The sequence below is a fragment of the Desulfobacula phenolica genome (assembly GCF_900105645.1).
Lineage (GTDB): Bacteria > Desulfobacterota > Desulfobacteria > Desulfobacterales > Desulfobacteraceae > Desulfobacula > Desulfobacula toluolica.
In genome coordinates this window covers 64,585-76,249 of record NZ_FNLL01000013.1, presented here as the reverse complement: position 1 = coordinate 76,249, position 11,665 = coordinate 64,585, and the positions used below count along the sequence as shown (strand labels likewise).

General features: G+C 42.4%; 10 protein-coding genes and 1 tRNA gene. 7 read left to right on the top strand and 4 right to left on the bottom strand.

Going from position 1 to position 11,665, the window contains the following annotated elements:
- The first annotated feature begins 2 nt into the window (after positions 1 to 2).
- Both BLT94_RS22080 and BLT94_RS18415 read left to right on the top strand, forming a co-directional pair.
- Positions 3 to 1,001 carry a GspE/PulE family protein gene (locus BLT94_RS22080; RefSeq protein ID WP_092237376.1) on the top strand — a complete coding sequence of 333 codons (999 nt, stop codon included), beginning with the start codon at positions 3 to 5 and terminating at the stop codon, positions 999 to 1,001.
- A 10-nt stretch (positions 1,002 to 1,011) separates the two neighbouring features.
- Positions 1,012 to 2,106: a MinD/ParA family protein gene (locus tag BLT94_RS18415; RefSeq protein ID WP_092237373.1), complete on the top strand. Its 1,095-nt coding sequence runs from the start codon at positions 1,012 to 1,014 to the stop codon at positions 2,104 to 2,106.
- Here BLT94_RS18415 and BLT94_RS18410 read toward each other — a convergent pair.
- The 3 genes from BLT94_RS18410 to BLT94_RS18400 are packed head-to-tail and all read right to left on the bottom strand — an operon-like array spanning position 2,084 to position 4,185.
- Positions 2,084 to 2,893 carry a S16 family serine protease gene (locus tag BLT94_RS18410; RefSeq protein ID WP_092237370.1) on the bottom strand — a complete coding sequence of 270 codons (810 nt, stop codon included), beginning with the start codon at positions 2,891 to 2,893 and terminating at the stop codon, positions 2,084 to 2,086. The genes BLT94_RS18415 and BLT94_RS18410 overlap by 23 nt on opposite strands.
- Positions 2,886 to 3,473, bottom strand: coding sequence for a hypothetical protein (locus BLT94_RS18405; RefSeq protein WP_014955618.1), 588 nt, complete (start codon positions 3,471 to 3,473; stop codon positions 2,886 to 2,888). The genes BLT94_RS18410 and BLT94_RS18405 overlap by 8 nt, the downstream gene beginning before the upstream one ends.
- Positions 3,474 to 3,489: 16 nt before the next feature.
- A complete protein-coding gene (locus BLT94_RS18400) occupies positions 3,490 to 4,185 on the bottom strand; it encodes a sigma-70 family RNA polymerase sigma factor (RefSeq protein WP_175530409.1) in 696 nt (231 codons plus the stop codon).
- A gap of 145 nt (positions 4,186 to 4,330) precedes the next feature.
- On the opposite strand from BLT94_RS18400, the gene BLT94_RS18395 reads away from it, so the two are divergent.
- Both BLT94_RS18395 and BLT94_RS18390 read left to right on the top strand, forming a co-directional pair.
- Entirely contained in the window at positions 4,331 to 6,520 is a 2,190-nt protein-coding gene (locus tag BLT94_RS18395; protein WP_092237364.1) for a DUF4384 domain-containing protein, read from the top strand.
- A 98-nt stretch (positions 6,521 to 6,618) separates the two neighbouring features.
- Entirely contained in the window at positions 6,619 to 7,200 is a 582-nt protein-coding gene (locus BLT94_RS18390; RefSeq protein ID WP_175530408.1) for an OmpA family protein, read from the top strand.
- Between the two features lie 89 nt (positions 7,201 to 7,289).
- Here the strand turns inward: BLT94_RS18390 and BLT94_RS18385 are convergent.
- Positions 7,290 to 7,365, bottom strand: a tRNA-Val gene (locus tag BLT94_RS18385).
- A gap of 309 nt (positions 7,366 to 7,674) precedes the next feature.
- Here BLT94_RS18385 and BLT94_RS18380 point away from each other — a divergent pair.
- From BLT94_RS18380 to BLT94_RS18370, 3 genes are all read left to right on the top strand, one after another.
- The gene (locus tag BLT94_RS18380) at positions 7,675 to 8,979 is read left to right on the top strand and encodes an ATP-binding protein (RefSeq protein ID WP_092237358.1); all 1,305 of its coding nucleotides are present in this window, start codon (positions 7,675 to 7,677) and stop codon (positions 8,977 to 8,979) included.
- Positions 8,980 to 9,312: 333 nt separating this feature from the next.
- On the top strand, positions 9,313 to 11,052 hold the full coding sequence (locus BLT94_RS18375; RefSeq protein WP_092237356.1) for an SUMF1/EgtB/PvdO family nonheme iron enzyme: 1,740 nt from the start codon (positions 9,313 to 9,315) through the stop codon (positions 11,050 to 11,052).
- Positions 11,053 to 11,137: 85 nt separating this feature from the next.
- Positions 11,138 to 11,665 carry a hypothetical protein gene (locus BLT94_RS18370; protein ID WP_092237353.1) on the top strand — a complete coding sequence of 176 codons (528 nt, stop codon included), beginning with the start codon at positions 11,138 to 11,140 and terminating at the stop codon, positions 11,663 to 11,665.

The following is an 11,665-nucleotide window of genomic DNA, read 5'->3' as shown; positions in this document are numbered from 1 at the left end:
CATTGCCAGACAAGAAAAAAACACTGTCCGAACAGGTTGGGGCGTTGAAAACCGGTGAACTTTTTGTCGAGCAAGGATTAATCTGTCCGGAAGACATTGACAGGGTTCTTTTGATCCAGGCAAAAATGCAGGATTCTCCGGGCCTGATAAAAAATCGCCTGTTTGGAATGATTTTATGTGACCTGAATCTGGTCACGCCGGTGGATAATTATTGTGTTCTTCATAAATATAATAAGCTTGTATCCATTCAATCGGCACTGATTTCAAAAAAGACGAAGTTAAAAGAAATGGTGTCAAAAAATATGATATCAAGAGAAAAAGTTTTAAACGCACACAATGCATCACTGACTCTTGATCTTCCATTTATCAGCCTGCTCCTCAAAGACCGGGTGGTTTCAATCAGCGAAATGCAACAGCTGTTATTTGGTTTGTTTCATATTCCGTTCAGATCCATCATTGATTTTGTTTTTAATGAAGCAGACAGGACAAGGCTGGTTAATGTTCTGGATAAACACGACTCCCTGGAAAATCGAATGATTCCCCTGGTTTTAAAGGGCCATACCATCCTGATAGGGATTACAGACCCTGAAAACCTGTTGTTCATACAAAAATTGAACAACAGGTTTCCCCAATACAGGTTTAAGGCCGTGTTCATTTCGTTTTCAGGATTTTCCCGGTTTTACGGAATCATTTACAAAACCAATATAGATCATTCCTCATCCGGGAGAACTCCCCTGGATCTGCCTTTTCTTTTAAGCTTTAAAACATCCATAAAAGATCCTGAACAGGAAAACGAATCTATCCAAACATTGTACGACAGATATGAATTGTTGAGGCGCTTGAGCGGGAACCCGAAGCGAGATAATCAGCAGATTGAATTTAACGAGTTTATTGTTTGTGCCCACAAGAAAATAACCCGGGAATATAAAAGCCGCTGCATTGAGTTTTCCTTGAAACAACAGGGCCGGGACGTCAACATAATTGCATTTCCAAAACAATAGGCAAATCATCATGGCAAGAATCATTACCATTACCAGTGGGAAGGGCGGGGTCGGAAAAACAAGTATCAGTTTGAATGTATCTTTGGCACTGGCATCAAAAGGATTTAAAGTCTGCCTGTTTGATGCTGACCTTGGTCTTGCCAACGTGAATATCCTCACCGGCATTTATCCTGAAAAAGATCTTGAATCGGTTATTGAAGGACAGGCCGACTTAACGGACATCATAATCAAATCATATCAGGGGATTGACATTATACCGGGAAGTTCCGGTGTGGAAAAAATTGCAGACCTGACCCGGACTCAAACCGATAACCTTATTTCCGCGTTTTTAGATCTTGAAGACTATGATTATTTTATTTTTGACACATCTGCCGGCATCTCCGCCCAAGTGCTGTCTTTTTGCATGGCGTCCAATGAAATCATCCTGGTGGCCACATGCGAACCCACCTCCCTGACCGATGCCTATTCCCTGCTCAAAGTGCTGTCAAAATATCAATATGATCGTCCGGTCAAGGTGGTGATCAACCAGGTGAGATCCGGCAAAGCCGCTCAAAAAGCCTATGTTCAGCTAAAAGAGACTGTTAATCGCTTTCTTTTGATTAAAGTGGAACCGTTGGGTATTATGGCATCGGATAAAAATGTCCGGGCCTCGGTGATTTCCCAGACTCCTTTTTTTATGCTTTTCCCGGACACAATTGCATCAAAATGCATCAATGCCATTGCCCGAAAACTGATCGCCACCCCAGGCCAAACCGGCCAGATGCCCATGGAGCTTTTCTGGGATCAATGCCTGGCATTTCTTGAAAAACATCATGCCCCCCAAAAAAAAACTGTTCCCTCAAAAGCGGCAACACCCCAAAAAGCGATAAAAAAAGATGAGACAGAAAACAATCCTGATATTTCAAACGCACTTTTTCGTATTGAAGACAAACTTTCCTTGCTGATAAAAGAAGTAAGGGAGATCAAACAAGTCCTTAACCCCAATACGCCCGTTCCTGAGAAAAACAACGAAAAAACACCTGTGCTGCCCAAACCCAAAGCGCTTACCCTTGATTTTGAATCCTGGCTGAAAAAAAGAAAAATTAGTCAAAGCCCGTGTCTATAGGCTCGATCTTAACCGGTGGCAATTTTATCGGCTTTGGCAGGGACGGCTTTGGTTTTTTAATTAAAGGGGAAGGGTCCGCTGCAGGGGATAATGGCATTGGTTTTGTTATTTTTGTTTCTAAGGAAGTTAAACCCATGTCAGTAGTGCTTAAACAAAAGTACCCCACCAAGCCGGTCAGTATGAGCGCAAGAATCAGAAGAATGATTTTCTTTAAGGTTCCTGTTGTTTGTTGCGGCGGAAGCAGGATATCAAAAACCTGGTTTATATGCGTAACTCCATGACATCGTAAGTTTTTTTGTTTAAAAACAGACCAAAGATCATCAGAAATCTCATTGCCATTGATTCTGGGATAAAAGATAAATCCGTTTTCGCTTACCAGCTTGGCAGCGGTCGTCAGCTTGGTATGGAGACCTTTTACTTTTTTTATGCTGCCGTCTGCCGTGAGAACGCCGGTGGCAGCAATGTCCGGCATATCAACCTTTAACAAGGCTGCTGCAATGGCAATGGCAAAGCAAAGCCCGCCGCTTTCACCGGCAATATTGGCTTTGGCATTGATTCTTTCCAACAACTCAATTCCGGCGGTAAAAGGGGATATTTTTTCTCCTCTTGATTCTAAACAGGTATAGGCGGCAAGGGCGGCTGTTCTTGCCGCCAAGGTAAAATCGCCCTCACTTTCCGATACAATGAATGCCTCTGCGGGTCTGGGGTTTCCCGGCTTTGGCGGCCAAAGAGAACACATTACAGAATAATAACTGCCGTTGTCAAACAATAGCCGGATATTACTCATGGGTATCTTTATCTGCTGATCCGGACAATATAATGGTCCATGTTGACAGATCCAGGGTATCCAGATGGTCGGTTATGGACGCGGCCCGGCCCTGTTTGACAGTGGCTTCCATGACCATGAAGCCGTTGGCATCCCGTATGCTTGCCGTCATGCCCTGGCAGGATTTGCCGGCACTTGTTGTTTCCAGCACGATCATGGCCTTTTGGGGGTTGTCATTGTCCGGGAAAATGCCCAGCCTGAATTTGTCACAACTGCTGTTGATATAGACCGGTTCCGTAAAGGCGCTGGATGCTGCCTGCAGCAAGCCATAGCTTAAAATTTCTTCTCCCTGTTTTTCATCCGGGTCATCAGCCAGTGAAAGTTCGCTCAAAGAGCAGAGCGTTTCCCAGGCGCTAAGACACCGGGGACAAAGTGACAGGTGATGGATATCATAGTTGTCGGCCTTTTGCAGGCCGCCGGGCAATGAAAACAAGTATAATTTTTCTTGGCTAATATGGTCCTGGTGTACTGGCGAATACTCAGCCCAGATTTTCAGTGCCTGTTTGGTGCTGATCTGTTTGATACTGATATGTTTATCCATGACAAACTCCCAATCTTTAATTGGTTAAGTCCCATCCTTTTTTTTCAAGACAGGATTTCATGCTTTGTTGTGCGTTGATCTGTTTTTGCCGGGCTTTTTCAATTGAAAAGCCAAGGCGCTCTCCCACCATTTTCAAGGTCATTTCCTCCAGCTGCCTTGCCATGAAAACAAGCCGTTCCGTGTCATCGTCTATTTGGTCCAGGCATTGTTTAAAAGTGTGTGCAAGATCCTTGTTCAACACTTTTTCTTCAATGGTGTCTGTTGATTTTAAATCGAACCAATTGCTTGTACCAGGATTTGCGTCTGCAGATATCACATGGCTTGACAGGCGCTCTGTTTTTAAAACCTCTTCATCAGTCCAGCCCAGTTTTTGCGCAATTGTTTCAGGATCAGGTGGTATATTTTTGTCCAGCAGGGCCTTTCTTGCCTGCTCCAGCTGTTTTGCCTTTTTTCTTTTTGCATGCGGCAACCGGATTATGGGACTTTTTCTTATTGCATCCATAATTTCACCATTAATCCTAATTACAGCATAGACATCAAACGGGATGCCTTTTTCTTTTTTAAAGCCTTTTTTTGCTTTTAAAAGTCCGATGATGCCGTAATGAAACAGATCCTCCACAGTAAAAACACCCATCTCACCTTTGGGACAATATATTCGGTATAGTTTAAAAGCAATTTTTTTAACAAGCCTTTCGTTTTCTTCTGTCAGCAACAAAAATTTCCTTCTGAATATACATATCGAACAATTAAATTTTTTTTCTGAAAAAAACTTGTAATTTACCTCTACCCGGTATAGGTGCATTCATAGTCATAAGTACAATGATTTGTCAAACAAGAAGCTTTAAAGGCAGCTAAATATGAGAAAAATAAAATTTTCTGTGTGCGTGGGTTTACTCTTTTTGTCCATTGTTTTATCGTCCTGCATTACAACACAGACACATGTTGCAGGAAAAAATTCGTCTTTATCTGCTGCATCAAAACAGATTGTTTTTAACATAAACTCCCTGTTTGATGTTACATCAAGCCATATTCAAATCAGTGCGAATAATTTCTGGGAAAAAGACACCCTGCTGAATTTACCTTTTTCATCTGTGCTGGCCGAAGCCCTGGCATCTGAATTTTCAAAATCAGGTGCTATTCTCAGTGTTCAGGACACAGGCGAAAAACCCTTGAGAGCCATGGGATCTTACAGGGTTGCTGGAAATGATGTGTGGATCACGGTCCGGCTCAGACGCATGGGAGAGGCAGCAAGCACAGATCTTGCGGTTGTGGAAGGCCGCATCAGCAGAAAAAACATGGACCCGGGATGGCTTGAACCTGAATTTGAACGAATCTCCCGATCCCTGGTCCGGCTGCTGGAGCTGAATTACAGCGGCATGATGTCTCTTCAGATCAAAACTCCGCCTTTTCAGCCAGTCAACCCGTTGCAACCCGAGCTTGCCCTTGGAGATGAACTTGCAAAATACATGAAAGATGCATTTGCCGCTTCATTAGTTTTCCGGGATGCCGGAGATTCTCCGGAACAGGCTAATGCCGTTTTAAAGGGCGATTATTCAGAAATGGGCCATGCCATGGTGTTTCATGTGTCGATTCTGGACAAGAATACGGGCAGACATCTTGCCGGTGCAAAGATTTTGACCGACCTTCAAAGTATTCCGGAACAAATGTTACAACCAAAGATTCAATCCCTTGATGATCTTACTCAAACGGTTTCGCAATTGATAATAGAAGAAGCTATTAACAAAAAAAAGATTATTAACGAAGCAATAGGCAAAAACAATCGACAGGATTTAACAAATCCAAACAACAGGGTTTATATCGGCAGGCATAATTTCCATGATACCGGTTTGAACGCTATTACACCTCTGGGTCTCAGGATTTTTGAAAACTTAAAATCCATTTTTGGAAAAAACCGCTTTTTCTCCGTCACAGACGACCCGTCAGCCCATGCAGACTTGATCCTTTCCGGTCAATATGTACAAGATCATGAAGCAATGGTCCTGTCCCTGGATCTGAACCGGTTGGAAAAAAGTTCCTATGGATGCCGCAAAACCATCATTGCCTCTGCCCAGGCAAAGATGGGGCTTCAATTTTGCCGCACAACATGGTTTAAGGCAAATTTAAAAGGACATATAAACTTTTTAATGTACCGCCTGGAAAACGAGGCTATGGCAAAGCGGCCCTGCCGCAACAGAACTGATGTGGTGATCAATAAATTCAAGCTGGAAAACAAACAGAGATATTCATTGTTCAGTGATTATTTAAATGATTGTTGCCTGGATTATTTTGCATCTTCTCTGTATTTTTCGCCGGTCACCCATACGCAAAAGATAGTGACCCGATCGTTAACCAGGAGAACCAGAACCATTGTGGCAACAAAAAATCCGGAAGCAACCATTGCATCCGTGGCAAAGGTTTCACATTTTATCAGCGGCAGTTTCTGGCCCAAAGACAACGGCACCATAGAAATTAAGACAACGCTTGAAAATATTGACGGAAAAATTCTGGCTGCTGAGCAGACAATAGTAAAAGCCGCTGATATTGACAGCGACTGGCTGAACTCTCCGGAACCGGAAATTATTCTGCCGCCAACTGCCGAGCTTTTTGTTGAGCTGTTCACACAAAAAGGCAGAAACAACCTTTCCTTTGGAAAAGGAGAAGAGATTATTTTTTTTGCAAAGGCCAATAAGCCGGTCTACATCAAGATTTTTACATCAGATGCACAACAGCAAGTGTTCAGAATTTATCCCAATGAGTTTGAAAAAAAATCCCTGCTGTTCAGGGCCGGAGAGGTGACGGCCATCCCCGGCGCTCAATATTCAGATAATTTCAAGTTTGAAATTCAGGGCACAACCGGCAATGAACAGGTGGTGGCCTTTGCCTCGGACCGCCCCCTGCCGGATCTGCCCGGTTCAAAAGATGCGGTTTATGGTATGAAACAAATTAATCTGAGCATAAACGAAATAGCTGACTGGTTTACTGATTATGCACGCAAGAGAGGGATAGCTTTGTCATGGGATTTACTGCCTGTTTTGACGCAAGAGTAATCATGAATAATTTTTCATAGCCAAAATATCGTTTATAATTGTTAAGCTTGCATGCAAAATTAATAAAACATAATAAAAAGGACATGGAGAAAAACAAAATGATTCAAAAAACAGCTCTATTGGTTTGGGTTGCCTTTTTAGTATCGACCTCTTTTTTGTGGGCAGATGAAGTTCGGTTTCAAACCACGAGCGATGAGATGGTAAAAGAGCTGACCCGGCCACCGGTGAAATATCGAAGCTTTGCCTCAAAAAAGCGGACTATTGCCGTGGCCGAAAGGATCAACAATAAAATGGAAAAAACCATTGTGGTGGTTGATGAAAACCTGGATGTCCCAAAGCTAAAAATTAGAATAGAATTTGATTATGATTCTTCTGCCTTGAAAAAATCGTCCTATACCCTTTTAAATGAAGTTGGAACGGCATTGATATCAAATGCGATCAAAGACAAAACCATCATGATCAACGGCCATACGGATTCTGACGGAACACAGACGTATAATCTAAAACTGAGTTTTGACCGGGCCGACTCTGTTAAAGCCTATCTGGTTGCCGCTTTCAATCTTCCCGAAGAAAGGCTGCAAATCAGAGGGTATGGAGAATTGCTGCCTCTGAAACCCAATACAATCCCTTACAACAAACAGATCAATCGACGTGTTGAATTTGAAATTGTTAATCGGTAAAAAGAAAAATATTATGCTTTTTATCACACATATAAGAGTTAGGTATCAAAAAAGGCTCACAGTTAAAAACTGTGAGCCTTTGATTTTTATGGTAGGCACGAGCAGACTTGAACTGCTGACTTCTACCGTGTCGAGGTAGCACTCTACCAACTGAGTTACGCGCCTGAACAATTATGGTTTATTACCAAAAACCTTTGAGGATGTCAAGAAAAACGTACACAACGAACGTATGAAATATTTTAAAAAATTGTTGTATTGTTTTTTTGAGCTTTCTTCGGTATCCCTTTTTTAAATCATATCGAATTCATAAAAAATATCAGATATTATCCAAAAGATACGGACTTGTCTCAATAAATTTTAAATAATACATAATCCAGGCTCCCCAAAAGTGCATTGTAAAATTACATTATCAATGGTATATTTACCTTGTAAAATTACTTATTCATGTAATAATGAAAAGTGGGAGGTGGGATTATGAAACGGGATATTGACACACAATTGGTTGAATGGAAAAAAAGTGAATTCAGAAAACCCTTGGTAATCAGGGGGGCCCGCCAGGTCGGGAAGACATATTCCGTGTGCCGGTTTGGAGAAACCCATTTTGAAACTTTTATAAAACTGGATTTTGAACGGGATCGAACTATCCACAGGATTTTTGAAGGAGATCTGTCCACTGAAAAAATGATTCTGGAGCTTGAAGTTCACGCAAACATAAGCATTACACCTGGGAAAACTCTCTTGTTTTTAGATGAAATCCAGGAGTGTGAAAGAGCCTTGTTGAGTTTGCGGTATTTTTATGAAGAAATTCCAAAACTTCATATCATTGCAGCAGGTTCAATGCTTGAGTTTACATTGGGCAGCATCTCTTTCCCGGTTGGCCGCATCTCTTTTGAGTGGATGCGGCCCATGACGTTTCATGAATTCTTGAATGCTTCCGGCAGAGAAATACTTGCAGACAAGCTGCCTTGTATTTCAAATTTCAGCCCTGTCAGTGAAACCATTCATCTTAAAATAATAGAGCAGCTCAAACGGTATATTCTCACTGGCGGAATGCCTGAAGCTGTAAAAAGATATTGCCGGACAGGTTCTTTAACTCAAAGTTTTGTCGTTCATGAAGAAATATATCAATCTTTTTTGCAGTCTTTGGTAAAATATCAAAAAAGAGCAGATATTGACAGTCTGGATCATTTAATGAGATCTGTGCCGTCGCATGTGGGCAGTCAGATAAAATATACTCGGCTGGATCCGGATCGAAGGATTGAAAAAACCAAAACATCCCTTCACATCCTTGAGCGGGCATTGCTGTTGCACATCATCAAATCCTCAGATGCCACAGGGCTTCCGCTGAATGCAACCGCATCATCCAAAGTAATGAAACCGCTTTTCCTGGATGTGGGACTGATGCAGTATTGTTGCGGGATTAATCCGTCGGATGTCTTGAAAGAAAAAAATTTGTCCAATGTATATAAAGGGGCATTAGCAGAGCAGTTTGTCGGGCAGGAATTGCTTGCAGCCAGCGGTTCTGAAAATTTTAAACTGTTTTACTGGTCAAGGGCAAAAAAAAGCAGTTCCGCAGAAGTGGATTACCTTTATGTCAAAGACGGCAGGATCTGGCCTATAGAAGTTAAAAGCGGACCTGCCGGAAAGCTTAAGAGCCTGCATATTTTTTTAAATGAACATCCCCATGTCGAAAAAGGATATGTTATGTCACCAGTTTCATTTGAGAGACAGGATGTGGATAAATTAACATTTATCCCTGTTTACACGAGATTTGTTTGATTCGTAACAAATTCTGGAATTTTTTTATTCTCACCGATTAATCATGTACTTTAACGATTAATCATGTACTTTATTGCTCAAGTTTTATGTACTTTATGTAACATTGTTACATTTATTTCATAGAATACCCACCATAATTGCTTGTAATTTTTTGCTAAATAAGATTTTGAGGTGCAAAGCCACAGGTATGGTTTTTGCTGTTTTATATAGAAAAAACCTATATTTATCTGGTCATCCTCTTTGTTTATCTTGAATTCAGTTTTGTTTAAATAACTTGAAACAGATTTTTATCCACTGGAAAAGCGGAAGAAAGATCATATTCAGGAGCTGGCAATGATTCAAAAAATGATATTTTTTGCAGTGCTGCTGCTGTTTGCCGCCAATATTCCCATGGCAACAACCGGCAAGCGCACAGCGCTTGTAATCGGGAACGGTAGCTACCGGTCCGGCCCTTTGAAAAATTCTGTGAATGATGCCGTTGCCATGGCCCGCGTGTTAAAAAAGCTTGGCTTTGATGTTATTTTAAAAACAGATGTACCTAAAAAAGTCATGCTGAAATCTTTTCGTGAATTTAGCAGAAAATTATTACGGTCTGAGATAGGTCTGTTCTATTTTGCAGGGCACGGGATGCAGATCAACGGGATAAACTATTTGATTCCTGTCCATACAACTATCCGGGAAGAATCAGAAGTGGAGTTTGAGTCAGTTGCTGTCAGCCGACTCCTTGCCAAGATGAAACGAGCGGGAAATCCTTTGAACATTGTTATCCTGGATGCCTGCCGGGACAATCCGTTTAAACGAAGTTTTCGAACATTCCAAAAAGGATTTGTCCAAATGAATGCTCCTTTGGGCACGGTGATTGCTTATGCCACATCTCCCGGATCTGTGGCAGCTGACGGGGACGGCAGGAACGGGACTTATACTGAAGCCTTGTTAAAAAATTTTCAGAACCCAAATCTGGATATCCAGAAGATGTTCAACCAAACAGGGCTGGATGTGATGAAAAAAACAAACAAACAACAGGTGCCATGGGTGTCGACAACCCCGTTTCCCGACTATTTTCTTGCCGGAAAAGCTTTGCCTCCATCATCAGAATCATCCGACAAGAGCCATTTTAAGCTCAAACCGGTTCACTCCCCCCTGGCAAACAAATCCCTGGGCAATAAACCGGTAACCCACAAACCGGCCAAACCTGAACCAGGTGACGCTTGGACAGATCCGGTACTGGGCATGGAATTTGTCCGGGTGCCGGGCGGATGCTTTAAAATGGGGCAGACCAAAGCTGAAAAACAGTACCTGATCAAAGAGGCGGGGCAAGATATGTACAGCAGATATTGCATGGATGAACTTCCTCTGCACAAAGTCTGTGTGGACGGGTTTTGGATGGCAAAGACCGAGGTGACCCGGGGGCAGTTCAAACAATTTGTTAAAGAGACCGGTTACAGGACAGATGCTGACAAAAAAGGCAAGGCCTGGATCAAAAACAAGCACACAAACTGGATTTGGAAAGAAGAGATAGGCTATAATTGGAAAAAACCAGGCTTCAGCCAGACAGATATTCATCCTGTTGTCTGTGTCTCCTGGAATGATGCCAAGGTTTTCATAAACTGGCTGAACCAAAAATCAGAGCAAAAATTTTCCCTGCCAACAGAAGCCCAATGGGAATATGCAGCCCGTGGCGGGACAAAGTCCATGCGTTTCTGGGGGGATTCTGATTCCCAGGCGTGCAACTATGCCAATGTAGCGGATAAAGGAAGCGGCTGGGACCCTTCATTTGCGTGCAGTGACGGATATCAGTTCACAGCACCTGTGGGAACATACCTGCCCAATCCCTTTGGTCTGTTTGATATGCTGGGCAATGCCTGGGAATGGTGTGAGGATGTTTATGATAAAAATGCTTATTCAAAACATGATCATAACAATCCATTCATAACATCCGGGAGCGCCTTTCGCGTTGATCGCGGCGGCAGCTGGGATTACCTGCCCAAGTTTTTGCGGGCTGCTTACCGGCGCAGGGATTTGACCGATTACCGGGACAGCTTCCTGGGATTCCGGCTAACAATTAACAATTAATTGTTTTTTTTTCAGAAAATCAAAATTTTCCTTCGATATAGATTTCAAAAGGCAGAGAAACTTATCAACAAAAGGAGGAAAATAAATGATTAGTCAACAACATCGTATACTGCTTGCCCTGTTCCTGGTCATAATTTTATTTGTTGCCCAGGGATGTCTGGGAAAAACACAAACCGTTGAACTTATGCAAACACCTAAACAGACGATTTCCTGCAGCCAGGCTCTATCCATGGGGCAAAATGAAATTGCAGGCGATGAACTGGCCTTGGTTCTGGATCAGGCCTTGTTTGAAAATAATTTGCCCTGCTGGAAGCGCCTGATGAAAAAATCATTGATCCAGAGCCGTCCTATTCCCATGAACCACCTTGCCAAAGCGGTTCATGAGTTTAATGCAAATGAGAGTGAAAATGAGTTTTCCCTGGCCACCTACACCTATTTTCTCGGGATCATCAGGGGCGGCAAATCCTACCGGGAAAACGATCAACGCCTGATGAAGGCCTATGTCGGTTTTGAAATCAAAAAAGCCAAAACAAAGCATGATGCAAGATTAAAAAGAGCCATGCGTGTGTGCAAGCGGCTTGATACGGATCTGTACCGAAAATTTTTCTTATAA